The sequence below is a fragment of the Bacillus sp. AFS053548 genome (assembly GCF_002575105.1).
In the GTDB taxonomy this organism is placed as follows: Bacteria; Bacillota; Bacilli; order Bacillales; family Bacillaceae_G; genus Gottfriedia.
In genome coordinates this window covers 458,073-482,672 of the sequence record NZ_NUHI01000026.1, presented here as the reverse complement: position 1 = coordinate 482,672, position 24,600 = coordinate 458,073, and the positions used below count along the sequence as shown (strand labels likewise).

Annotated in this window: 19 protein-coding genes; 12 read left to right on the top strand and 7 right to left on the bottom strand. The window is 32.6% G+C overall.

The genetic code is table 11. From position 1 onward, the window contains the following. Nucleotides 1-744 precede the first annotated feature (744 nt). On the bottom strand, nucleotides 745-1,689 hold the full coding sequence (speB, locus tag CN946_RS15765; protein WP_098862002.1) for an agmatinase: 945 nt from the start codon (nucleotides 1,687-1,689) through the stop codon (nucleotides 745-747). Nucleotides 1,690-1,960: 271 nt separating this feature from the next. On the opposite strand from speB, the gene CN946_RS23525 reads away from it, so the two are divergent. From CN946_RS23525 to CN946_RS15755, 3 genes are all read left to right on the top strand, one after another. After that, nucleotides 1,961-2,110, top strand: coding sequence for a hypothetical protein (locus CN946_RS23525; RefSeq protein WP_176522518.1), 150 nt, complete (start codon nucleotides 1,961-1,963; stop codon nucleotides 2,108-2,110). Between the two features lie 671 nt (nucleotides 2,111-2,781). Further along, nucleotides 2,782-3,963 carry a CaiB/BaiF CoA transferase family protein gene (locus CN946_RS15760; RefSeq protein ID WP_098862001.1) on the top strand — a complete coding sequence of 394 codons (1,182 nt, stop codon included), beginning with the start codon at nucleotides 2,782-2,784 and terminating at the stop codon, nucleotides 3,961-3,963. A gap of 29 nt (nucleotides 3,964-3,992) precedes the next feature. Next, nucleotides 3,993-5,525 carry a class I adenylate-forming enzyme family protein gene (locus CN946_RS15755; protein ID WP_098862000.1) on the top strand — a complete coding sequence of 511 codons (1,533 nt, stop codon included), beginning with the start codon at nucleotides 3,993-3,995 and terminating at the stop codon, nucleotides 5,523-5,525. 56 nt (nucleotides 5,526-5,581) lie between these two features. Here CN946_RS15755 and CN946_RS15750 read toward each other — a convergent pair whose 3' ends face one another. After that, the gene (locus CN946_RS15750; protein WP_098861999.1) at nucleotides 5,582-6,193 is read right to left on the bottom strand and encodes a TetR/AcrR family transcriptional regulator; all 612 of its coding nucleotides are present in this window, start codon (nucleotides 6,191-6,193) and stop codon (nucleotides 5,582-5,584) included. A gap of 223 nt (nucleotides 6,194-6,416) precedes the next feature. Here CN946_RS15750 and kynU point away from each other — a divergent pair, with 223 nt between their 5' ends. From kynU to CN946_RS15730, 4 genes are all read left to right on the top strand, one after another. Then, complete coding sequence (kynU, locus tag CN946_RS15745; RefSeq protein WP_098861998.1) at nucleotides 6,417-7,703, top strand: kynureninase; 1,287 nt, start codon at nucleotides 6,417-6,419, stop codon at nucleotides 7,701-7,703. A gap of 38 nt (nucleotides 7,704-7,741) precedes the next feature. After that, nucleotides 7,742-9,172, top strand: coding sequence for an amino acid permease (locus CN946_RS15740; protein WP_098861997.1), 1,431 nt, complete (start codon nucleotides 7,742-7,744; stop codon nucleotides 9,170-9,172). A 201-nt stretch (nucleotides 9,173-9,373) separates the two neighbouring features. Continuing rightward, on the top strand, nucleotides 9,374-10,168 hold the full coding sequence (locus tag CN946_RS15735; RefSeq protein WP_176547340.1) for an alpha/beta fold hydrolase: 795 nt from the start codon (nucleotides 9,374-9,376) through the stop codon (nucleotides 10,166-10,168). Nucleotides 10,169-10,776: 608 nt separating this feature from the next. Further along, the gene (locus CN946_RS15730; protein ID WP_176547339.1) at nucleotides 10,777-11,817 is read left to right on the top strand and encodes a CotS family spore coat protein; all 1,041 of its coding nucleotides are present in this window, start codon (nucleotides 10,777-10,779) and stop codon (nucleotides 11,815-11,817) included. A gap of 62 nt (nucleotides 11,818-11,879) precedes the next feature. On the opposite strand, the gene CN946_RS15725 is transcribed toward CN946_RS15730, so the two are convergent. The 4 genes from CN946_RS15725 to CN946_RS23845 are packed head-to-tail and all read right to left on the bottom strand — an operon-like array spanning nucleotide 11,880 to nucleotide 15,849. Continuing rightward, nucleotides 11,880-13,043 carry a Ger(x)C family spore germination protein gene (locus tag CN946_RS15725; protein ID WP_098861995.1) on the bottom strand — a complete coding sequence of 388 codons (1,164 nt, stop codon included), beginning with the start codon at nucleotides 13,041-13,043 and terminating at the stop codon, nucleotides 11,880-11,882. Then, entirely contained in the window at nucleotides 13,030-14,133 is a 1,104-nt protein-coding gene (locus tag CN946_RS15720) for a GerAB/ArcD/ProY family transporter (RefSeq protein WP_098861994.1), read from the bottom strand. Before CN946_RS15720 ends, CN946_RS15725 begins: the two co-directional genes overlap by 14 nt. A 22-nt stretch (nucleotides 14,134-14,155) precedes the next feature. Then, nucleotides 14,156-15,718 (bottom strand): spore germination protein, encoded by a 1,563-nt coding sequence (locus CN946_RS15715; RefSeq protein WP_098861993.1) that lies wholly within the window; start codon nucleotides 15,716-15,718, stop codon nucleotides 14,156-14,158. A 5-nt stretch (nucleotides 15,719-15,723) separates the two neighbouring features. Beyond that, complete coding sequence (locus tag CN946_RS23845) at nucleotides 15,724-15,849, bottom strand: hypothetical protein (RefSeq protein WP_098861992.1); 126 nt, start codon at nucleotides 15,847-15,849, stop codon at nucleotides 15,724-15,726. A 310-nt stretch (nucleotides 15,850-16,159) separates the two neighbouring features. On the opposite strand from CN946_RS23845, the gene CN946_RS15705 reads away from it, so the two are divergent. Further along, on the top strand, nucleotides 16,160-17,440 hold the full coding sequence (locus CN946_RS15705; RefSeq protein ID WP_098861991.1) for a helix-turn-helix domain-containing protein: 1,281 nt from the start codon (nucleotides 16,160-16,162) through the stop codon (nucleotides 17,438-17,440). A 120-nt stretch (nucleotides 17,441-17,560) separates the two neighbouring features. Here the strand turns inward: CN946_RS15705 and CN946_RS15700 are convergent, their stop codons facing one another. Beyond that, nucleotides 17,561-18,535, bottom strand: coding sequence for an NAD-dependent epimerase (locus CN946_RS15700; protein ID WP_098861990.1), 975 nt, complete (start codon nucleotides 18,533-18,535; stop codon nucleotides 17,561-17,563). A gap of 295 nt (nucleotides 18,536-18,830) precedes the next feature. Here CN946_RS15700 and CN946_RS15695 point away from each other — a divergent pair, with 295 nt between their 5' ends. From CN946_RS15695 to CN946_RS15680, 4 genes are all read left to right on the top strand, one after another. Continuing rightward, nucleotides 18,831-19,928, top strand: coding sequence for a CotS family spore coat protein (locus CN946_RS15695; protein WP_098861989.1), 1,098 nt, complete (start codon nucleotides 18,831-18,833; stop codon nucleotides 19,926-19,928). Beyond that, complete coding sequence (locus CN946_RS15690) at nucleotides 19,925-21,637, top strand: glycosyltransferase family 4 protein (RefSeq protein ID WP_098861988.1); 1,713 nt, start codon at nucleotides 19,925-19,927, stop codon at nucleotides 21,635-21,637. Before CN946_RS15695 ends, CN946_RS15690 begins: the two co-directional genes overlap by 4 nt. Nucleotides 21,638-22,341: 704 nt before the next feature. Next, nucleotides 22,342-23,253 carry a UTP--glucose-1-phosphate uridylyltransferase GalU gene (gene galU, locus CN946_RS15685; protein ID WP_098861987.1) on the top strand — a complete coding sequence of 304 codons (912 nt, stop codon included), beginning with the start codon at nucleotides 22,342-22,344 and terminating at the stop codon, nucleotides 23,251-23,253. Between the two features lies 1 nt (nucleotide 23,254). Beyond that, nucleotides 23,255-24,565: a UDP-glucose dehydrogenase family protein gene (locus CN946_RS15680; RefSeq protein ID WP_098861986.1), complete on the top strand. Its 1,311-nt coding sequence runs from the start codon at nucleotides 23,255-23,257 to the stop codon at nucleotides 24,563-24,565. Nucleotides 24,566-24,600 lie beyond the last annotated feature (35 nt).

The following is a 24,600-nucleotide window of genomic DNA, read 5'->3' as shown; positions in this document are numbered from 1 at the left end:
GAAAGGGCGGCTTAGTTCATGATGTTGAAAATCATGGATACTTTACCCATGAATGGCTCATGAGTAAGTAAAAAAGCAAATTGCAGGGAATCAGTTCCTCATAAAGGGTTCATGAGTAAGTAAAAAGTCAAAAAGCTGAACTATACTACCTCATAAAGGGTTCATGAAGTAGTAAAAAGTCAAAAAGCTGAACTATACTTCCTCATAAAAGGTTCATGAGGTAGTTAAAAGTCAAAAAGCTGAACTATACTACCTCATAAAAGGTTCATGAGGAATTAAAAAGTCAAAAAGCTGATTTATACTACCTCATAAAAGGTTCATGAGGAATTAAAAAGTCAAAAAGCTGATTTATACTTACTAAAAAAGGGTTCATGAGGAAGTAAAAAGTCAAAAAGCTGATTTATACTACCTCATAAAAGGTTCATGAGTAAGTAAAAAGGCAAAAAACTGATTTATACTTACTCATAGAGGGTTCATGAGTAAGTAAAAAGGCAAAAAACTAATCTATACTTCCTCATAAAGGGTTCATGAGGAAGTAAAAAGGTAAAAAGCTGATTTATACTTCCTCATAAAAGGTTCATGAGTAAGTAAAAAGGCAAAAAGCTGATTTATTCTTCCTCATAAAGGGTTCATGAATAAGAAATGGTCAATCTGCAATTTGTGTTAGTTTTATTAAATATTTTGCAATGTTATAGCTCAATACTCCGAAAAAAAGCTCTGTCTAAAAAAACAGAGCTTTTTAAATTACTTTGAGTTTTCTTTATTAATTTGCAATGTAGCTAAACTAGCAAATTCATGAACTAACGTTGCAGCTAATAGTGATGTGATTTGAGTTGGGTCATAGGATGGTAGTACTTCTACGATATCAAAGCCAATAAAATTGAAGTCAGTTAATGAGCGAATCATTTTTAATGTTTCCATACTATTGTATCCACCTACTTCAAGAGTCCCAGTTCCTGGTGCACAAGATGGATCGACAAAATCAATATCAAAAGTTAGGAAACATGGTGTATCACCAATTACTTCTTTCATTTCTTTTAAAATAACTTCAAAACCACGTTCATACATTTCAGGAGTAGTAATAACATTGTAACCAAGTTCATGGCTAGCATCTATATCTCCTGGATGATTCAACGTACCTCGAATACCCAATTGGAATACCTTGTTTGGATTTAGAAGTCCTTCTTCGTGAGCGCGAATAAACGGTGAACCATGCCAGTATTTTTCATCGTAATATGTATCCCAAGTGTCTGTATGTGAATCAAAATGAATCATCGCAACTGGGCCATGTTTTTTAGCCGCTGCTCGTAGGTTTGCTAATGTAATGGAATGGTCGCCACCTAAGGCAATAGGGATAATATTGCTTTCCATTAAATCAAACATTGCGTCTTCGATCATTTTATAGCTTCGATGGATATTATGAGGAATAACCGATACATCACCAATATCAATGGCATTGCTATCGTCAAATGGATAAACCTTATGAATCGGATGATATGGGAATAAAGTCATAGAAGCTTGTCGGATTGCTTGAGGAGCAAATCGTGCACCAACACGAAATGAAGCTGCGGTATCAAAAGGCATGCCAACGATTGCTAATTTCGCATTTTCTTTTGCTGAAGGAAGTCTCATAAATGTTCCAGTTGTACAAAACTCAGGTTTTACATCAGGTGAAAGTGGATATTTCATAAAAATCATCTCCAATTTTGTTATTCCGGCTATTAACTACCGGTAGTTAGTTTAATATGATTATAGTTTGTTAAATCTGAATAGTCAAACTATTAATTTGGAAAAAGATGCTTATTTTTCAATCAAAAAAAGGGATTGGCTATTTAGACAGCTTTTTTGAGCCATTAAAAATTGCTCGCTTCATTATTTGAAATTAGTCAATTCCGTGGGATATGAGAAGGGTTTTTGTAAATAATATGATTGTTTAACAATAATCTTAGGAGGGATTTTTATGCCACAGAATCAGCAAGGAAAAGGGAATATGGGAACTAATATGAAATCAGGAACTAATCCTCAAAAAGTAAAACAACAAATTCAAAGTGATGTTAGCCATGGACAGGGAGCAATGACTTCTCGTGAGGCAGGGGCAATGCGTGATTAATAAATCCACTTTTTAGTGGTTTTTTAAAGCAGTGCATTTCATGTGAACGAATAATGAAAACTTTAAAAAATGAACCGACCATTTTTGATCGGTTCATTTTTAGCATTTAATAGTTAAATCAGTATTTAGTTAATGTCATTCACTTCGAATTCATCGTTTTTTTTGAGGTTCGATAATGATAATATCGTTTGGATAAGTGTTTGTTAAGGTTATATCGTTAAATCGATTGTTAAACCTTTCTTGTGTGTTATACATATTTTGTCTCCCTCAATGGACGAAATTTACAATTACGAGTAATCGTAAGTATTAAGAATATTTAATAGTGTATATTTATTATATAACTTTAATAAATATTCAAATGGTGTAATTTTGTCCAATACAACTTGCAAAAATTCGTCTAATGCATTGTCATCTTTTAATACCTTCTATCGATTTTCAATGCCAACTATCGAAGCAAAGGAGATGTGCCAAACTTTAGTTATAAAATAAATTTGCAATTATAAAAAATAAAGTAGATATGACAATAAATGCAATTATAAAATATCATATTCAATAAAGTGATTTCATCCTCTTTTAAAAAAGGAGAGATACAAAGTAATCTAGAATAATTAATGTACACGAGAAACTATAGTGATGGAGGGAGAAATAATATTGAATAGTAGGTTTACTCCATGTTAAATAAATTGAAAATTCTGGATTTTACACGTCTTTTACCGGGTCCTTATGCAACTATGATCCTAGCGGATTTAGGTGCAGAAGTATTACGAATCGAATCTCCATATCATCCCGACTTATTACAAACTTCACCTCCATTTGATGGGGACCAATCTGCCGCACATCAAACGATTAATCGTTCTAAGAAATCTATTACCCTTGATTTAAAAAGAGAAGAAGCTATTGAGATTATCTATAAACTAGTGAAGGAGTATGATATTGTCATTGAACAATTTCGACCCGGAGTGTTGGAAAAGCTTGGCTTAAGTTATGAGCAATTAAAGAAAATAAATTCGAAACTAATTTACTGTTCAATTACTGGTTATGGTCAAACAGGTCCGTATCGAAATCGAGCAGGGCATGATAATAACTATCTTTCATTAACTGGTATTTTGAGTTATTCAACAAGAAAGAATGAACGTCCAGTTCCAATGGGAATCCAAGTTGCAGACCAAGTAGGTGGATCGTTACACGCGATTATTGGCATTTTATCGGCTGTCATTCATCGTGAGCAAACTGATGAAGGACAATGGGTTGATATTAGCATGACAGATTGTACTTTTGCGTTGCAATCTTTAATGGGATCTGGTTGGTTAACTCAAAAAATTAATCCAAAGCCTGAGGAACACCTTTTAAATGGTGGCGTGTTTTATGACTACTACGAAACAGCAGATGGGCGATTCTTTTCAGTTGGCAGTCTTGAACCTTCATTTCGAAAACAGCTATGTGAGGCATTAGAAATCATGCCATTTCTTCCTTATTCTTTTAGTGAGGAGAAGTATGAGATAGATTTATTTAAAAATGAGTTAAAGCATGCATTTAGTAAGAAAACGTTTAATGAGTTAAAAGATATTTTTAGTAAATTTGATGCCTGTGTTGAGCCAGTTTTAACTTTTGAAGAAGCATTTGAGCATCCGCAAGTAAAAGAAAGAGGGCTTTTAGTAAACGTCCAAAGGAATGACGGAACAAATCAATTGCAAATTGGTTCACCTTTTAAATCATCTGTGTTTAAACCTACTTATCAACATGTCGGAGTAAAACCTGGGACGAATACAAAAGAGGTTTTATTAAATTTAGGATATGATGATCAAACAATTAATCAATTCATTGAAAAAGGGGTTATTAGGTCTGCTAATTAAATCTAATTATAAAATTCGGGGGTAAGCAAATGAGTTTTGGAAATGTATTATCGTTAAACGCACAAAGGCACCCAGATAAATTAGCATTAGTCTATCAAGACCGTACATACACATATTTGGAATTCAATAAAGTGGTTAATCGTTTTGCATGGGGATTACAGAAACTAGGTTTAAAAAAAGGTGAAAAACTAGCTCTTATGATGGCAAACTCTGACTTGTTTGTGATTGGTTATTGCGCTGCTTTAAAAGTAGGTGCTGTCGTCGTTCCAATTAACTTCCGCCTTGTTTCTCGAGAAGTTGAATATATTTTAGAGCAGTCGGATAGTGTGATGGTTGTTTGTGATTCAGATCTAGAGAAAGTCGTGTTAGATGCTTCAAAGTCCTCTTCGAAAGTAAGAAATATCATTACTGCTCCTCTAGCTTCATCGCCGAATTGTTTAAGTTTCTTTGATGTGTTGTCATCAATTGAAGAAGATCCCCAAGTAGAGATTTCCGGAGATGATGATTTTCATTTACTTTATACATCTGGGACGACAGGTCAACCAAAAGGTGCGCTTTTCGACTATAAACGAATTGAAAAGCTCATTAATGGATTGAGTGCGGTAATGGGACAAAGCTGTCAGGATCGCCTTTTACATGTTGCTCCATTATTCCATTGTGCTCAGCTCGTAATCTTTCTATTACCAGGTTTATATTTAGGAATGACAAATATTATTCATCGAGATTTTAACCCATTAAATGTTTTAAAGGATATAGAAAAATATAAAATTACTTTATTTTTTGGCGTTCCTACAATGTATAACTATTTACAGCAAGTTCCAAATGCTGACCAATTTGATCTCTCTTCAATAAAAAGATGTGCATACGGTGCAGCTCCTATGCCTCCTGAAATCTTAATGAAAAGTATGAAATTATTTAATACAAAACAATTTTTCAGCTTATGTGGATTAACAGAAGGGGGACCTACTGGGGTTTATCTTTCTCCAGAAGACCATGAGCACCATTTAGGAAAAACAGGAAAAACCCCTTTACTCTATACAATTATTAAGGTAGTCAATAAACAAGATGAAGAAGTTTTACCTGGTGAAGTTGGTGAATTGATCTTAAAAGGTGAAACAATTATGAAGGAATATTATAAAAAGCCGCAAGAAACAGCAGATACGATAAAAGATGGTTGGTTATATACAGGAGATTTAGCTGTAGTAGATGAGGAAGGATATATCACTTTAGTTGACCGCAGTAAGGATATGTTAATTTCTGGTGGAGAAAATATTTATTCAGTTGAAATTGAAAATATTTTATATGAGCATCATTCTATTTTGGAAGCGGCAGTGATCGGTACGCCTGATGCTAAATGGGGAGAGGTCGTAACAGCAATTGTCGTATTAAAACCAGGGCATCGTCTATCTCTTGAGGAGATTCAAACTTTTTGCCGTGAAAGAATGGCGGGGTATAAGATTCCTAGAGTTGTTGAAATTATTGAGCAGCTTCCTAGAAATGCATCTGGGAAAGTACAGAAGTTTATATTAAGAGAAATATATTGTAGTGCTAATTCAAAATAGAATTCAAAAAGAGCTCAAACTTTAGAAGTGAAAGTTTGAGCTTTTTTATTTGGTTCTTAATAAAGACCAGTTGTATAAATTGATGTGATTGTTTTTGCAATTTCTTCAATCGTATAATGCTGTTCATTTCGAACGATTTCCCATAAGTACATCTCATTTGTAAAAAACCAAGCACGCGCGACTAGTTCATGATTTAGCTCTTTTCTTGCTAATCCTGTTTTTTGTGCATATGAAACATCGAGTGATATGCGATCAATAAACTTTTCACGTATCGTTTTCCATTTGTCTGAGATGATTTCAGAAACTCCAATAGCCTGTTCAAAAATTTGCATCATATTTCGCTCATCTTCTGCCATTTTTAGAAAGGAAGTAGCTTGTTTAAAAATAATCGATTCAGCGGATTCTTTTGTTTCTGGAAAAAAGTGAGTTTCAGCAATTTCATAAAACCTTTCCATTACATTTTCCATTAACACAATTAAAAGTTCTTCTTTACCTTTAAAGTGTACATAAGCTGTTCCATAACCAATATCAGCTTTTTTTATCATTTGTGTTATCGTCGCTTTTTGAAAACCTTCTTCAAGAAATACTTCTTTAGCAGCTTCTAGTAGTTTTTGTCTTGTCTTTAATGAACGTAATTGACGCTTAGATTCTACTTTGTCATTACTCATACTACGATCCTCCAACATATGTTACTTCTAGCATATAGGTAAATTTATAAAAATGGAAGAAATGACAGGAAAACTATGTACGATTAATATAAAACCAGCGCTTTATAAGTAAAAATTTTTATTGTCAGAATATTTGACATGATGTCATTGACATGTTGTCAGTTATTTTGATATGATTTTTTCACAATAGATTTAAATAGTAGATTGATAGAGGAGGAACATTATGAATACGAAAGTTACAGAAACAACATTAGAGTACGCCAAAAAAATGGACAGTCTTGATTCACTTAGACAGTTTAGAGATGAGTTTTACTTAAATCCTGGATCAATCTATATGGATGGTAATTCATTAGGTCTACTTTCTAAAAGAGCTGAACGTACTTTACTAGAATCATTGGAAGATTGGAAGAACTATGGAATAGATGGTTGGACAAATGGAAATCATCCATGGTTTTTCATGGCCGAAAAATTAGGAGAAAAATTAGCTCCTTTAGTTGGTGCTTCACCTGAGGAAGTAATTGTAACCGGTTCCACGACGGTTAATTTACATCAGTTAGTAGCTACTTTTTTCCAACCAAATGGGAATAGAAAAAAGATATTAGCTGATGAGCTTACATTCCCATCAGATATTTATGCCCTTCAAAGTCAACTACGTATTCACGGATTAGATCCTGAGCTGGATCTTATTTGCGTAAAAAGTAAGGATGGACGTTATTTAGAAGAGGACGACATTATTAATGCAATGACGGAAGAAATTGCTTTGATTATTTTACCAACCGTTTTATACCGCAGTGGTCAAATTTTAGATATGAATCGCTTAACTGAAGAGGCTCATAAACGAGGAATTTTAATCGGTTTTGATGGTTGCCATTCAGTTGGATCAATTCCGCATTCTTTTACTGAGTGGGATGTTGATTTTGCCTATTGGTGTAATTATAAACACTTAAATGGTGGACCAGGTGGTGTAGGTGGATTATTTGTTAATCGCAAACATTTTGGTGCATTGCCAGGACTTGCAGGTTGGTTTGGTTCTAGAAAAGATAAGCAATTTGATATGGAACACACTCTAACACCTGCTGAAACTGCTGGAGCTTATCAAATCGGTACTCCACATGTATTAAGCTGTGCACCATTAATAGGATCTTTGGAGATTTTTACAGAAGCTGGTATTGATGCGATTCGAGAAAAATCACTACGAATAAATCAATTTCTAATGGATTGTATTGAACAAGAATTAGCTGAAATGGGATTTTTCATTGGATCTCCTAGAGAGGATACACGACGAGGAGGACATGTAAGTCTAGAGCATGAAGAAGCAGCACGTATTTGTAAGTCTTTGAAAGAAAACGATATTATTCCTGACTTTAGGGCACCAAATATTATTCGTCTTGCACCAGTAGCACTTTACACTTCTTATGAGGAAGTTTGGGAAGTTGTACAAACACTTAAGAAAATCATGACTGAAAAACAATATGAAAAATTTAAAAATGAACGTGAAGTTGTGGCGTAAGTTTAGTTGGCTATCTAAGGGGACAAGGGGATGAGATCATGAAGAAATCCACCACTAATTATAAAATTGAAAACGAGCAAGAAAAAGGCTTAAAAAGAGAGTTGAAAACTAGTCAACTAACAATGATTGCAATGGGTTGTGCGATTGGAACGGGCTTATTCCTTGGAAGCGGACTAGCAATAAAAACTGCTGGTCCAAGCGTATTACTCAGTTATGCAGTTGGTGCATTTATCGTTTTACTGCTCATGGGGTGCTTAGCTGAAATGACTGTTGCACATCCTACTAGCGGTTCGTTTGGAACAATTGCCGAAAAATATATTCATCCTATGGCGGGATATCTTGTTCGTTATTCATATTGGGTGGCACAAGTTCTTGCTGTTGGAGTAGAAGTAAGTGCAATTGCAGTCTATATGAAATATTGGTTTCCAACTGTACCTGGAATCGTTTGGATTGGCTTTTTTGCTGCAGTATTAATCTATATAAATGCTACAAGTGTTAATACATTTGCAACATTTGAGTATTGGTTTTCAATGATTAAAGTAAGCGCAATTGTTGGGTTTATTCTACTTGGATCGTACGTCTTGTTTGGTTCATCTAACCATGAAAATATTGGTGTAGAGAACTTAACAAATGATGGAGGATTTATGCCATTTGGCTGGTGGGGCATGTGGGTAGCCGTCTTTATATCATTATTTAGTTTTCTAGGAACAGAAATGATAGCGGTTACAGCAGGTGAAGCAAAAGAGCCTGATATTGCTGTTCCAAAAGCTCTTAAAGCAACAGTTTTTCGTTTATCAATTTTTTATGTATTAACAATTGCAATCATGCTCATCATCGTACCGTGGAAATCAGCAGGGGTTGATGAAAGTCCTTTCGTAAAGGTAATGGAAATATTAAATATACCTTTTGCATCAGGTCTTATGAACTTTATTATTTTAACGGCAGCCTTGTCAGCGATGAATAGCCAATTATATGCTTCAACTCGTATGGTTTATTCGCTTTCAAAAACTAATCATGCGCCAAAAATTTTAGGAAAAGTAGGAAAAAAAGGTGTTCCGGTAAATGCTCTTGCAGTTTCAACCATTGGTATTGTAGTTGCCGGAATCGTAAATGCAGTACTACCAGATTCCTCATATGCATTTATGATGGGTATCTCAATGTTTGGTGCCATGTTTACTTGGATGACAATCTTTATTTCACATCTATTTTTTAGAAGGAAATGGGAACAGTCAGGCGGGCGAAAATTACCAGTAAAAATGATCGGTTTCCCTTACTTCACAATATTAGGAGCCATTTTATTGTTGGGACTAACAATTACTTCTTGGTTTACTGGCTTTAAAATTATGCTTCAATTCGGAATACCGTGGTTAATTGTATTATCTGTGGCTTACTTATTTATAAATAAAGATAAGGGTCAGAAAATTCAACGTAACGATGCAGTTTTTAAGCAGAAAGTAGATAAGTTTTAATGTCCATCTTGTAAATAGGGGTGTCTCTCATTTTTGAGACACTCCTTTTCTATTTAAAGATTATTTAGCGAAAAGAGAGGAGAAAATAGTTAAGTGCAGAATTTTGTTCATAAGATTCTTTTATGTAAGTTTTTTTTATAAAGGTATTTTCTATTTAGTAAATGAAAATAGTCCGATATAAATATTCTCGAATGGAGTTGAATGATCATTAATAGTAAAGTAGAACTTGAAAATTTATCAATTGCTTATAAGGACCAAGGCAAAGGGAAGCCAATCGTTTTAATTCATGGTTTTATGGGAAGTCATGTATATTGGGAAAAAGTAGTTCCAAAGCTAGCTGAGAATTATCGAGTGATAGCAGTTGATTTACCAGGACATGGAGACTCTACAGCTATAAAAGAAGAGCATTCAATTGAAGATTATGCAGATGTGATGAAAGATTTATTAGATCAACTAAACATTAAGCAAATAACGTTGTTTGGCCACTCGCTAGGGGGCTATATTACACTTGCATTTGCGGAAAGATATTCTAATTACTTAAATGGATTTTCATTAATCCACTCTACTGCATATCCAGATAGTGAAGAAGCAAAAAAAGGTAGAGTAGCAACTAGTGAAAAAGTGAAAAATGAAGGAGTGAAAAATGTAGTTGATGGATTAATTCCTAAACTTTTCTCTCCAAAAAATATACAAACTAATAGTGCAGAAATAGAATTAGCAAAGCAAATAGGGTATAAAACTTCAGTAAATGGCACGGTTAATGCCTTAATTAGCATGAAAAATAGACCTGACCGAAATCATGTACTTAACGATACAAGTTTACCTGTACTTTTACTTGCAGGTAAAGACGATCAGATTATACCGCCTGAAAAGACTTTTTCGGTCGAAAAAGAAAATATTAAAACTGCTACTTTGAACAGTGCAGGACATATGAGCATGTATGAGTCACCTGAAGAGTTAATTAATGAAATGAAGGATTTTTTAAGTTCGTTTTAAAAATTAATTATGAAATATAAAAACGTCGGATATAAAAAATCCGACGTTTTTTATTATGTATATTGGGTGGGGTTCATGAGTAAGTAAACGAACAAGAATATGAAACTAAGTTACTCATAAGGGGCTCATTAGTAAGTTAAAAAGGAAGAATATGAAATTTGGTTACTCATGAAGGGCTCATGTGTAAGTAAAATGGGAAGAGTATGAAATTAGGTTACTCATAAAGGGTTCATGAGTAAGTAAAAGAGGAAGAAAATGAAACTAACATACTCATAGATGGTTCATTAGTAAGTAAAATCTTTAGGATTATTTTATTTGTACACGTAAAATAAGTGCTTAAAAATCATCAATTACTATTTCAAAAAGCATTTAAACACTTAAGAATATATGGAATTATTGCTGTAATTTATTAGGAAATTAAAAGTAAACTTATATAGAAAGAAAATAATTTATACATTTTGAAGATTAAACAGTTATTTCAGAAAAAGTAAGAAATTTATTAGTAGAAAATAATTTACTTCCTAATTTATTTAGTAGATTAGCCGTCTCTAAACATGTACATATTCATAGATTAACAGTGGATAAGTATTATTTGGGAGGTATTTTTTTTGGACGCTTTTTTTAGTGATATAGTAAAAAAAGTAATTGCAAATTACCCTTTAGAAGTAAAACATAAATCTTTAGAATACATTGATGAAAAAAAAGCTGATTGGCCCATTGATACAACTATCGGTGAAGTATTATTGAAGAAAGTTTTAATTGATGAAAGATATATTGAATTTATGATTTATGCAATAGATTATCTTAGAGATAATGGCGTATTTACACCAGAGGTATTAACAACCAAATTAGGTGACGGTTTTGTAAAGATGAAAAATGAATATTTTATGTTATTTGAAGCTGTTAGTGGGAGGAGACTAAATTTTGAGAGTGAAGAAGATCTTATTCTGTTGATGAATGGGATTGCATCTTTTCATAAAGCTTCAATTGGCATTGAATTAACAAATGAGCATATTTCATCCATTCAATCAAATTGGAAAAATGATTTACAAACTAAATTTTTAAAATTAACAAATTGGAAAGAAGAACGAGCTAAGTTAAAGCATCAAAATGAAATCGATAAGCTGTTTTTAAAAAATATAAATTCGGTTTTAATGCAATGTGAAAAAGCTTTAGCAATAATTGATAAATATATTGCTGAAGTAGCAGAAGAGACAGCAAAAACGAAAACATTATGCTATCATAATTTTGATGTAAACGATCTTATAGTTGGAGAAGACGAGAATTTATTTTTCTTAAATATGAGTTCGTTAAAAATGGAATTGCCGATTCATGATATGAGAAGAATTTTAAATATCATAATGAAAAAAGAAAAAAATTGGAATCCAAAGTTAATGAAGAAAATAATCATCGCATATCATGAAACCAATCCGTTAGCATGTTTGCAATACCAATTTCTTAAAGCTGATTTGTTATTTCCTCATTTATTTTATGACGTATTTTCGGCACATTACGAAAATAAGGAAATGTTATGGAGTGATTCTAGTTTAGTTTCAAAAATGAAAAAAATAATTACACTGGAATTAAGCAAAGAAAAAGTGATTTCTACTGTTTTCTTACAAACAAATGAAGCACTTTATGGTCGATAAAACTAACACCTTAAAATGATAAAGCTCAAATCCTTTTTATTTATGGATTCGAGCTTTATTTGTTATTTGTTTTTTTTCTTTCCAATCATTCCATAGTCTCTGACTGTAATATGAACATCGTAGTTTATTTTAGCTTTACTAAAAAGTTCATCCCAATTCTTACTCATTTTTTTCCACTTTTTTGGGTATTGAATTCTTACTTCGTTTCCAAATCCAGCAACATCTGTTTTATATTCATTTTGAAGCTTGTTTGTTACATTTTCTACTATTTTTGTAACTTCATCATCAGTTGCTTTTTCAATTCTTTTAACGTTTTTCTCTGCAAATAATGGTCTTAATTTAGGATTCCAATATTCTGCTACTCTACCTTCAGACACAATTTTTACGTCAAAAGAGATTTTGTCACCTTTTATATGTGGTGTAACTTTACTTTTCATCGATTCAATTTGAAACCAAGTTGGTCCATTGGATTTTTTCGTGTATGCCTTTACTGCTCCACCTTTTCCTTGAGCAGTTATCCAATTAATTCCTTCTACTTCCTGAGTATTAAGAGTGCCAACCATTTTATTTTTCTTACCGTTAAATATTGCTCCACCAGAAAATTTCGCACCTTTATCAGTCGTTTCTAATAATTGGAGGAGGAAGCTAGAACCAGAGTTCATTAATCCACCTATTCTAATTAAAGTTGTTTTACTGACAATTTCTGAAGTAGCTGCTTGGTTTGCAATTTCTACAATTCGTAATGATGGTATTACATTTTGTTCTTTTGTTTCTAATGCTTGGATGGCTTTACCTTTTGTTATAAAAATTAACGTACTTCCACGAATATCAATATCGCGAAAATATAAATCAGTAAGTTCACGTAGGTTTATTTCTCTAGCAAGTTCTTCACTAATGATAATACATTTTTGATGTGATCCAAAAATGTATCCTTCCCTACTTAAAGTTGTTTCCCATCCAGAAGGTTCTAACGAAATGCCTTCCCCGGTTACATTTATATAGGGTTTTTCGGAATTAACCCCACCTGATTTTGTAGTCAATGCCTCAGGGACTGCATATTGTAGTGTGGATTTTAATTTTCCATCATCATCCTTATCTAAGGCAGAACCTAATATAATATTTAAGTCCTCAATTGGTTTACTACTCCAGCATCCCGATAATAAAAATAAGAGACTTATATTAAAAATTGAAATGATAAAAATTCTTTTATAGCTACATTTTCTCATTTAATTTTTTCCTCACAAAAGAAATCACTAGTAGGAGAAGAGGGATGATGCCAAATAAATAAAATGCAGTATTTCCGATTGTATCAGCCATTGTTAAAGTCTGATTTATATCTTTTGGAATCATTGAGATAATGTAAATAAATGGTAATGTACCAAAAAGAAATGGCTTTATACTTTTTTTATTAAAAATTTGAGCCATTCCGAGGGTACATATATAAAATGCAATGATATACGTAGCAAAAATTTGCATAATCCAAATAACTAGAAATAATGAGTCAAATCTTTCTACAAATAGACCTTGTATATCGTAACTGCGAATATAAGTAAGTACTGGCCAAGTTTGTAATAAAACACCGTCTACTGAGAAAGCACCGACTACAGCAACAACTGTAATGGTATAAAAGACAAATGGAATACCTATTCCGAACAGAATTGTTTTAGATATTTTCGTTTTATCTTTCATAAACATAAAAATAAATAAAAACACTTCAAAACCAGAAAAAGAAAGGGAAGTTGTTTTGAGTCCATTAAGGACTGGTTTAATTCCATTTCCTAGGACAGGACGTAGGTTATCAATTTCAATAATTCCTATTCCTAAAAAAATAACTAAAAGGAAAAATAATACAGTGATTGGAAAAATAAGTTCCAACATTCTTGCTATTGGATTGATCCCACCAAGTACTAAATATAAACCAATCCACAAGAACGGAATTAAAATAGCCCAAGTAGGAGTACCTTGTAGTAAAAACAACCTAGTAGTTTCTGCCATCATCCGAACCTCTAAGGCTGAAAGGCATAGATAATAAACGATTATAATGATACTTAATGAAATTCCTAACCATTTACCAATTATTTTTTGATTAAATTGAAAATATGTTTCGTTCGGATATTGTTTACACAGCATAACGAGTAAAAAGACTAAGAGGGTAATGATCAAGCCGGATATGATTACTGAAATCCAACCATCTGGCGTTTTTACTTTGTCGGTAACACTTCTTGGTAATATTAAAATACCTGCACCAAAAATAAAATTTACGATTAGCATCACAGTTTGATTCGTTGATATTTGATCAATAGGCTTTGAATTCATCTAGTACTCCTCCTTTCTTTTGCTATTTCATCCTTCTGGTTTTTTTAGCTTGTATGCTTTTTGGACGATTTTTCATCATAAATAGTGGAGCTCTAACGACGAAATCCTTCCAATCATTAAATCGAACTGGAGCTGCGGGACTTAAGTAAGGAACACCAAAGCTTTTGAGTTTAACTAAATGACTACATACTAATAGGAAAAATAAAACGACTCCATATAAACCAAAAACACTTGCAAAGAGCATTGATAAAAAACGAAGCAAACGAAGGGCAATTCCGACATTATATTGTGGTAATGTAAATGAGGAAATTGCCGTTACTGCAACGACAATAACCATGATTGTACTTACAATACCTGCTTCAACTGCGGCCTGACCAATAATTAACCCTCCAACTATTCCTAAAGATTGCCCAATCGGTTTTGGTAAACGAAGTCCGGCTTCCCTTAATACTTCAATCGAGATTTCCATTATTAGTGCTTCAATTAATGGAGGAAACGGTACACCTCCTCTAGTGGCTGCTATATGAAATACTAGTTTTGTCGGGATTAAGCCTTGGTGAAAAGAAATAAATGCAATATATAAAGATGGAGCAAATAAAGCAATAAAACAAGCAAGATAGCGTAATAATCGTACCAATGTAGCAGCAGCCCATCTCTCATAATAATCCTCAGGTGATTGCACTAACATTTGAAATGTTACAGGGGCTATCAATGCAAACGGTGATCCATCTAATAAAATGGCAACTCGACCTTCCATTAATGCACTCATAACTCGATCTGGTCGTTCTGTACTTTGAATTTGTGGAAATGGACTTAAGTAATTATCTTCAATTAATTGTTCGATATAACCTGAATCTGGGACTGTATCAATTTCAATTCTTTTAATTCTTTTTTTTACTTCTTCAACAAGTTGAGAATCAGCAAGATTTGTAATGTACGCTATTACTAATTCTTTTTTTGATACTTCTCCAATCTCAAATCCTATAATTGATAAATCTGGAGTTTTTCCGGAACGCCTAAGCAGTGCTGTATTATCAGATAAGTTTTCAACAAAGCCAATTCTTGGTCCACGTACTAGTGCTTCTGAATCTGGTTCTTTAATATCTCTTGATTTTGTTAATGCTGCACCGATTAAAAAACATTCAGATATACCATCTATTAATAATACAATTGAACCAAATAGTACTCCCGATTTTAATTTTTTATAAGTATTAACATCTTCAATTGTACAAACTGCGAGTGATTGCTCTTTAATAAATTTTTTAATTTCATTTTGTTTTAGAGAGAGTCCATTTGTTTTTTGTTCATTTGCAATTGCAGAAAGTCCAGCCATTAACTCGCTCATTATATGACTTTGAATTAGCTCAGTATCTGATAAACCTTCAATAAAAATAATTGCAAGTTGAATTTCTGTTTCACCTAATAGAAATTCTCTAAATTTCACATCAGAATTATGTCCGATTTCATTAAACATCCGATCCAAATTTACTTGGAGATCACTGGATAAATTCTCATTACTATTTTGAGCTTCATCATTTAGAGATGCCGCATTTTCCTGATTTATTTTGGATCTCCACCGCTTCATTTAAATCACTCTTTCTCCATAAAATGAACCCATTTGAAAAATTTTGATAAACCTACAGGAACGATAAAGGTAACAAAAGCTTGGATGAAAATAGGATACTCAGGTATAAATGAAATAATCTTTTTCAACATTTAAACATCCCCAATAAAGTTTTAATAAATGATAAAGGTATTATTTCCGATTGTAGGAAAAGAATGCAGAAACGTAGGAAAAGTAATATGCATATTGAAATAAAAACATTAGAAAATGAAACAGTATTTAAATAATTAATTAATTTTAATTAAATTATTGAATATTTCCTATTTTAAAAAAACAACAAAATAGTATAATAAACCTAATAGAATATGTGCGATAATACCTAATTTTCCACTTTTTATCTAGATAAAAGGTTGGGAATGTTGAATTTAAAAAGATTATTACCAAGTATGGAGAGGAAAGCTTATGAATCAGATACTTCTATATGATTTTCTTGCATTAATGAATGACAAAAAATGGAATAAAGCTGATTTGGCTAAATATTCTGGAATCCATATTAGTGATATTAGTAGAGTATTTAATAATAAAAAGCCATTATCTTTGCATTATTTAGATGCAATTACAGAAGCATTCGGTTTGGCAGAAGGATATTTTTACTCGAGCTATACACAATTATGCTTTAATCAGAATCGATATTTAGATAAACGAAGAAGTGTAGCGTTTATTTATAAATGTGCAATAAATGGATTTAAAAAAGAGTTAAACTTTATCATTTCTGAAATGTTAGAGGAAAAATCTAAGACAATACGGACTAAAAATTTACAAAATTTATTTGAGATTGCTGAAAAGTTATTTGCTGAAGGGAAAGAAAAAGAGGCTTTACCTTTATATGAAATCATTATTCATCACATGCCAGATCAAACAGCAGAAGAAGTCGCTATTAGTTATTTTAGAAAGTACTATTTAAATAGATTAACAGAGGAAGGACCAGCTACTCTTGTCCATGTACTAGAATATATGAGCTATATGCCGGATGATTTTCAGGAATTAACAATTTTATGGATTACGGCTACTTACTATATGCTAAAACAATGGGACAAAGTCCTACATTATGCTAAGCGATTAGAAAAAATGGCAAAGACTGAAAAGCATTTTGGCTACGCATTAGTATACCAAGGCTTCGCTTTAAATAGGTTAAGTAATTCTTTAGATGACGTACTTGAAATAATAAAGAAGTATGGTAAGATAAATGATTTTTTTACAGAGGCTGCAATAGGTAATCGTTATGTTACATTACTTGATTTTGGCGAGTTACATTATGTTGATGAATACTATAATTGGATTAAAGAGCGAGATGATCTTTATGTTGGCATTCCGAGGATTATAGAATCTTATGTAAAACTAGGTAGATTAGAAGAAGCCTCAGCGTTAATCAATCTTCATAAAAAAGTAATTAATGAAATGGCAACTAGTTCAAATTTGTATAAACAACAATTGTATTTAGATTTCTGCTACGCACAATCACTTTTAAAATGTGAAAATAAGCAATATATTGAAGGGCTAAATGAATTAATAAAGGTGGCTAGAAAAGTAAAGAATGCAGGAATAATAGAAAAATTTAAAATTTACTTATTATCAATTTGGCACTATCGTGATCATTTAACAGATCAATTAAATGAGGATTATATTCAAATGTTAAGTGAGGATCGGAACCAGGCGAATAATTTATATGTAGTGAGACCTTAAACTGGGCTTCTTTTTTTGTCAATAAACAGCAATAGATGAAAATACATTAGACAAATAAACCACAAGGAAATTTAAAATCCTTGTGGTTATTTTCATTTGTTACCTTATTTACATAAGTTATTAGTCTATTTTTTTATATTCCTTAAACCATTCAACGAATTTAGCAATACCGTTTTCAATTGAAGTAGTTGGACTATATTGAATATCATTTACGAGTTGATCAATATCGGCATATGTTTCAAGTACTTCTCCTGAAATCATCGGCAATAATCGAATATTTGCTTTTATACCAAGCTGCTTTTCTAAAATTTCGATAAAATAATTTAATTTCACTGGGCTATGGTTACCAATATTATAAAGTTTATAATACGAGGCGGATTCATTTGGTGGCCCATTTTTAATGATTCTTACAATTGATTCAACTACATCATCAATATAAGTAAAGTCTCGTTTCATATTTCCATAATTATAAACATCTATTGGTTGTCCGTTAGTAATTGAATTAGCAAATTTATATAATGCCATATCTGGTCGGCCCCATGGTCCATAGACCGTAAAAAAACGCAATCCAGTAGTAGGTAGATTAAACGTATGACTATAAGAATGTGCCATTAATTCATTTGATTTTTTTGTTGCTGCATATAAGCTAATTGGTTGATCTACTCGATCATTAATTGATGAGGGAGTTTTCTTATTATTACCATAAACAGAACTAGAAGAAGCGTAAATAAGGTGTTTAATTTGATGATTTTTACAACACTCTAAAATATTGGCAAAACCAACAAGGTTTGATTGGATATATGACCCTGGATTTTCTAAGCTATATCTCACCCCAGCTTGTGCTGCTAGATTAATGACTAGATCGAAATTATATTGTACAAAGAGCCCTGCTAGTAGCTCCATTTCATGAATTGAGCCATTTGTGAAACTAAAATGCTCATATTTCTTTAAAAGTTCCAATCTATCAAATTTTAGACGTCTGTCATAGTAATCATTTAGATTATCAATTCCAATGATTTGAAAACCTTGTTCCAATAGGCGTCTGCTTAGATGAAATCCAATAAATCCAGCACAGCCAGTAATTAAGATGCGCATAGTATCAGCTTTTTTAATTTTAAAAACCTCCTTATCTTACAAGAGTTGGAATATCATATGATGGATAAAACGACAAAGTTCGAATTCAAATCGAAATATGTATATAACTAGATTAGTAGAAAATACTTTTTTGATAGTATACACATATACCCTCACAATACTTGGACAAAATCATATTATTACATTAGGTCTAAACACATTTAGAGCAATAAAAGTCATAAGCAACTATTAATTACATTTCATGAAAAAGAAATGTGAATTTTTTTATGGGCTCTAAAAAAGTAGGAGGGAGAAATTGAATAATATAATAATTGAGCCATGGATCGTCGATGAACTTATTCATGATGAATTCTATGTGCCAGAATATATTGAAAAAATTGGACTTGAAGTACTTAAGTTTTATGACCTTCAAGTAAATAGCATGCAAGTAATTACGACGAAAGCTGACAAAGGTGGAGCAATCTGGAAAATTGAAACGAACGATGGTCCAAAAAGCTTTAAGCTTTTACACAGAAGACCTACTAGAAGTATGTTTAGTTTAGGGGCTCAGAAGTATTTAGTTGAGGTTCAACAGGCTAGAGTTCCAAGCATTGTTCGAACTAGAGATGGCGAGGAATATGTAGAAGCCGGTGGAAAGCTATGGTTCGTTGCAGAATGGATTGAAGAATTGGCACCAGTTTCTAAAGATTTAGAAGGTGCTAAGCAGTTATGTAATGCACTTGGTGAGTTTCATCGTTTAAGTAAAGGCTATGTACCACCGATTCAAGCAGAAATTGCATCAAGATTGCACAAATGGCCAAAAAGTTATGAAAAAGTATATAACAAAATGAATTGGTTTAGAACAATTGCCTTGGCTTATGAAGAAATGCCAGCTAGTCAGGATTTATTAAATGTAGTAGATCTATTTCAAGAACAAGCAAGAAAGAGTATGGAAGACTTAAACAATTCTGGTTACTTTAATATGGTAAATGAAGGAAACGCAAGTTGGGGCCTAGTTCACCAAGATTACGGCTGGTCAAATGGTCAAATGGGACCAAATGGAATGTGGGTTATTGATTTAGATGGAGTTGCATATGATTTGCCAATTCGTGATCTTAGAAAACTGATATCTGGTACAATGTCTGATTTATTCGCTTGGGATGCTACATGGGTAAGAGAAATGATTAACGCATATCACGAAGCAAATCCAATTTCTAAAGAATTATATGATGTATTAATGATTGATTTTTCAATGCCAAATGAATTTTATAAAAACATTAAAGAAGTACTTTATGAACCAGAATTATTTTTAGGTGAAACGACTAAACAATTAATTCAATCAATCGTTGACTTAGAGCAGTCAAAGTGGGCAACATTGAATGAAGTTCGCAACGACTGGAGTGGAAAAGAATGAAAATATTAATGGTATGTACAGAAAACCTACCAGTACCTCCAGTTTTAGGTGGTGCGATTCAGACTTATATTGCAGGAAGTTTACCTTATTTAAGTAAAGTACACGATATAACAGTACTAGGCGTTAATGATCCAACATTACCAGATGAAGAAACAATCGACGGTGTAAATTATGTACGTGTACCAGGGAAAGTATTAGAACTATATCGTGAAGGTGTAGTTGAATACATTAAAGGAAATCAATTTGATTTAATCCACATTTTTAACAGACCACGACTTGTTCTTCCGATTAGAAAAGTAGCACCAAATTCAAAAATTACGTTAAGTATGCATAATGACATGTTTAATATTGGGAAAATTGCTGTTGATGAAGCGAATTTAGTATTAGAAGAAGTTTCAAGTATCGTTACGGTAAGTGATTATGTAGGAAATGTAATTCGTGAACTTTATCCTCAAAGTGCCAATAAAATTAGAACGATCTACTCAGGTGTTGATTCTGACCGTTTCTTACCTGGTAATGATCCTAAAATGATTAGTACGAGAAACACACTTAGAAAAGAGTATGGTTTAGAAAATAAAACAGTTATTTTATTTGCAGGAAGACTTTCAGAAAATAAAGGCGTAGACCGTCTAATTAGAGCATTGCCAACACTTTCAAAAACCTTCAAAGATTTAGCTTTAGTCATCGTAGGAAGCAATTGGTTTAGTCAAAACAATGTTACAGATTATGTTGCTTATATTCGTGCGATCGCAAAAAAACAAGATGTACCGATTATTACAACAGGGTTTGTATCACCTTTTGAAATACACAACTGGTTTGCTGTAGCAGATTTATTTGTATGTACTTCATTATGGCAAGAGCCTCTTGCAAGGGTTCACTATGAAGCGATGGCAGCTGGACTTCCAATTGTAACAACTGCTCGAGGTGGGAATCCGGAAGTTATTATTCCAGGTGAGAATGGATTAATCGTAGAAAATCCAGTTGATCCAGATGAATTCGCTACCAAAATTACAGAAATATTATCAAACAAAACGCTAATGAAGAATATGGGAATAAAAGGTAGAGAACTTGCAGTTAATAAGTATTTATGGAGTCGTGTAGCAAATGAAATTCTATCTACATGGAGCCAAACTGAATATGCTTCAACTATTTCACCAGAACAATTAGAACAATTTGAACCTCAAACATTATTTAAAACTGCAGTACAAAATACACAGTTGAATGTAGCTAATAATAATGTATCTGAAGTAAACGAACAACCGACGACAGAAATCATTGAAGTAAACGAACAACCGACGACAGAAATCATTGAAGTAATCGAACCAACTGTAGAAATAAAACCAACTACAGAATCAATAGTAGAGGTACCAAAACCAGTAACTCAGTCCGAAATCAAATCTCTTGAAGAATTGCTAGGAATCCTAGTAGAGAAAGCAAAATCAGTTCCTAAAGAAAAAGTAGTCGCAAAAGTAACGAAAGAATTTTCAACTAATACGAATCCTAGAGTACTAAGACGAATTAGAAGAGTAACTGATCAGGTCGTAAATAATGCAACCTCTTATTCAAACCTAAACCAACGACCATATGCAAATGAAGTAAGTAGAGTAGAGAATAGATCTAACAATCTATCTAATAATGTTAATTCAGAACCTTTTAGATTAAAGAAAATTCCTAGCGTTACTGAAATGCATAGAAACAGAAATCGATAAAAAATCATATTTTGAGGAACTTGTCTAAATTGAAAGAGGCTGTCTCATAAGTTTAAAGACTTTTGAGGTAGCCTTTTTTAGTTTGGAAATTATTTATTGCTGATGGATTTCCGAAGAGAGCAACTTATGCAACAAGTGAACTCTATTGATCAAGTTATGAACACCGCTTAATTAAAGTTAAATTGGCTAAATTAACGCCAAAACTGGTGTAATGAATGACAACTCCTGGAACGACAAAAATGGCTAAATTAGCGCTAAAAGTAGCGTAATGAATGTAATGACATGAGTAGCAAATTTGGTTTAATTAAGGGGTAAATCGACTTGCTTAACGCCTATCCTGGTGAAAAGAATGACAATAGCGAGGATGGAAAACCTCTCTTAAATAACGATTAAATTAGCACATTAATTTAATGCCCATGCAGACGCAATTAATTTTCAAATCGCATAATGAATGTCATACCATGCAAACTTGGATTCAAGTAACATGAAAACTCTCTCAAATAAATTTATTTTGGTGCATAAATACCTATGAACATTATCTTTTAATAGATTGGTTTAGTGTGCTTAAAAAAAAATAAATTTATAGGCGAAAAAACCCTAGTTTTTAAGTCATAAACTTTCTAAACATAATAGGTATATATGGTGACAAGACCTCCTTCATTTACATATAAAGTAGAATGAACAAATGTTTGGAGGCAAGTCAAATGAAAATCCGCAAGGCTATTATTCCCGCTGCTGGTCTCGGGACGCGTTTTTTGCCAGCAACAAAAGCGTTGCCAAAAGAAATGCTACCTATAGTTGATAAACCAACTATTCAATATATCGTTGAAGAGGCTGTAGCTTCTGGAATTGAAGAAATCATTATTATTAGTGGTAGAGGCAAACGAGCAATCGAGGATCATTTTGATAAATCATATGAATTAGAAGAATCATTATCTCGAAAAAACAAGCTAACTGTTTTGGAAGAAATGCAGAAAATATCCAATATGGTGAAAATCTTTTATGTGCGTCAAAAGGAACCGAAAGGATTAGGAGATGCAATATTATGTGCTAAGAGTTTTATAGGAGATGAACCATTTGCTGTTTTGTTAGGGGATGACATAGTGATGTCTACAACACCTTGCTTACAGCAAATTATTAATGTTTACGAGAAATATAATGCACCAGTTATTGCTGTTCAGAATGTTCCTGATGAAGAAGTAAGTAAATATGGCGTTATCAAACAAAAAGAAAGTACTTACGATACAAACACAAATCTATTTCAAGTTGAGTGTCTAGTAGAAAAACCAAAATTGAAAGATGCCCCATCAAATTATGCAATTATGGGACGTTACATTCTTACTCCAGAAATTTTTGATATTTTAGAAACAATTTCTGTGGGACAAGGCTGTGAATTACAATTAACAGATGCGATTAATGAATTAAATAAAAATCAATTTGTCTTAGCATATAATTTCGAAGGTAAACGATATGATATCGGAAATAAAATCGGATTTATAATGGCTACAATTGATTTTGCGATTAATAGAGAAGATATAAAAGATGAGGTAATCGCTTTCTTAAATGAGGTCATATCTGATCATGCTCTAAATATGAAGAATCAGGAAGTGGATTAACTTGAAAATTTCTATATTAGGTACGGGCTATGTCGGTTTAACAACGGGAGTCTGTTTAGCAGAGATTGGTCACTCAGTAACTTGTATTGATATAAATGAACTTAAAATAAAGAATTTGTGTGCAGGAATTTCTCCAATATATGAACCAGGAATTGAGGAGTTAATAACTAATAATATAAAGTTAGGAAGATTATCCTTCACAACCTCATATGATAAGGGGTTAGAAGATGCAAAGGTTATTATCATTGCAGTAGGTACCCCTCAAAGAGAAGATGGGGCAGCAAATTTATCCTATCTTGAGGGTGCAGCGATTGATATCGCAAAAAATATTAAACAAGACGTAATTATTGCTATAAAAAGTACTGTTCCAGTTGGAACGAATGAAGTAGTAAAGGAAATTATTCAGCAAAATTGCAGTAAAGATATTGTTGTTGATGTGGTTTCAAATCCAGAGTTCCTAAGACAAGGCTCCGCAATTAAAGATACGATGGAAGCAGATCGAATCATTATCGGTAGCAATAATCAAGAGTCTGCTAGAATTGTTAAAGAAATGTATAAACCATTAAATGTACCAATCTTAATGACTAGTATTCGAAGTGCAGAAATGATTAAATATGCATCCAATGCATTTTTAGCTAGCAAAATAAGTTATATAAATGAAATTGCAAATCTTTGTGAAGCACTCGGTGCAAATGTAGAAGATGTAGCTAAAGGAATGGGGAAAGATAAACGAATTGGTGAAGCATTTTTATATGCTGGAATAGGTTACGGCGGCTCTTGTTTCCCAAAGGATGTTAAAGCATTATTGCATACAGCCGGGTTAAATGGGGTTGAATTTGGTTTTCTAAAGGAAACTATTTCAATTAATAATTATCAACGCGAATTGCTCGTAAAGAAAGCTATTGAACGATTTGGTATATTAAAAGGGAAAAAGATTGCATGTCTAGGATTATCGTTTAAACCAGATACAGACGATATGAGAGAAGCACCTTCTATTAATATCATAAATTCTTTAATAGAATTAGGAGCAGAAGTCATTGCATATGACCCCGTTGCAATTGACAACGCAAAAGAAATACTAGGTAACAATTTAACGTTCGCTAGTTCTATAAATGAATGTGTAACGGATACAGATGCAATTCTTATTGTTACTGAGTGGAGAGAATTTAGAGAACTTGACTTATCTAGCATACTAAAGAAAATGAAGAATCCAATCATTTTTGACGGAAGAAACTGCCTGACGGAAGAAAAAGTAAGAGATTGTGAGAAAATAGAATATTACCCAGTTGGTAAACCGTCCATAATTCAATAAAAATGAAAAAACGACTTTCAAACTAATTTGAAGTC

Coding starts and splice junctions, on each gene's coding strand:
- speB (WP_098862002.1), bottom strand. CDS start 1,689: ATGAAATATCCACTTTCACCTGATGTAAAACCTGAGTTTTGTACAACT.
- CN946_RS23525 (WP_176522518.1), top strand. CDS start 1,961: ATGCCACAGAATCAGCAAGGAAAAGGGAATATGGGAACTAATATGAAA.
- CN946_RS15760 (WP_098862001.1), top strand. CDS start 2,782: ATGTTAAATAAATTGAAAATTCTGGATTTTACACGTCTTTTACCGGGT.
- CN946_RS15755 (WP_098862000.1), top strand. CDS start 3,993: ATGAGTTTTGGAAATGTATTATCGTTAAACGCACAAAGGCACCCAGAT.
- CN946_RS15750 (WP_098861999.1), bottom strand. CDS start 6,193: ATGAGTAATGACAAAGTAGAATCTAAGCGTCAATTACGTTCATTAAAG.
- kynU (WP_098861998.1), top strand. CDS start 6,417: ATGAATACGAAAGTTACAGAAACAACATTAGAGTACGCCAAAAAAATG.
- CN946_RS15740 (WP_098861997.1), top strand. CDS start 7,742: ATGAAGAAATCCACCACTAATTATAAAATTGAAAACGAGCAAGAAAAA.
- CN946_RS15735 (WP_176547340.1), top strand. CDS start 9,374: ATGATCATTAATAGTAAAGTAGAACTTGAAAATTTATCAATTGCTTAT.
- CN946_RS15725 (WP_098861995.1), bottom strand. CDS start 13,043: ATGAGAAAATGTAGCTATAAAAGAATTTTTATCATTTCAATTTTTAAT.
- CN946_RS15720 (WP_098861994.1), bottom strand. CDS start 14,133: ATGAATTCAAAGCCTATTGATCAAATATCAACGAATCAAACTGTGATG.
- CN946_RS15715 (WP_098861993.1), bottom strand. CDS start 15,718: ATGAAGCGGTGGAGATCCAAAATAAATCAGGAAAATGCGGCATCTCTA.
- CN946_RS23845 (WP_098861992.1), bottom strand. CDS start 15,849: ATGTTGAAAAAGATTATTTCATTTATACCTGAGTATCCTATTTTCATC.
- CN946_RS15705 (WP_098861991.1), top strand. CDS start 16,160: ATGAATCAGATACTTCTATATGATTTTCTTGCATTAATGAATGACAAA.
- CN946_RS15700 (WP_098861990.1), bottom strand. CDS start 18,535: ATGCGCATCTTAATTACTGGCTGTGCTGGATTTATTGGATTTCATCTA.
- CN946_RS15690 (WP_098861988.1), top strand. CDS start 19,925: ATGAAAATATTAATGGTATGTACAGAAAACCTACCAGTACCTCCAGTT.
- galU (WP_098861987.1), top strand. CDS start 22,342: ATGAAAATCCGCAAGGCTATTATTCCCGCTGCTGGTCTCGGGACGCGT.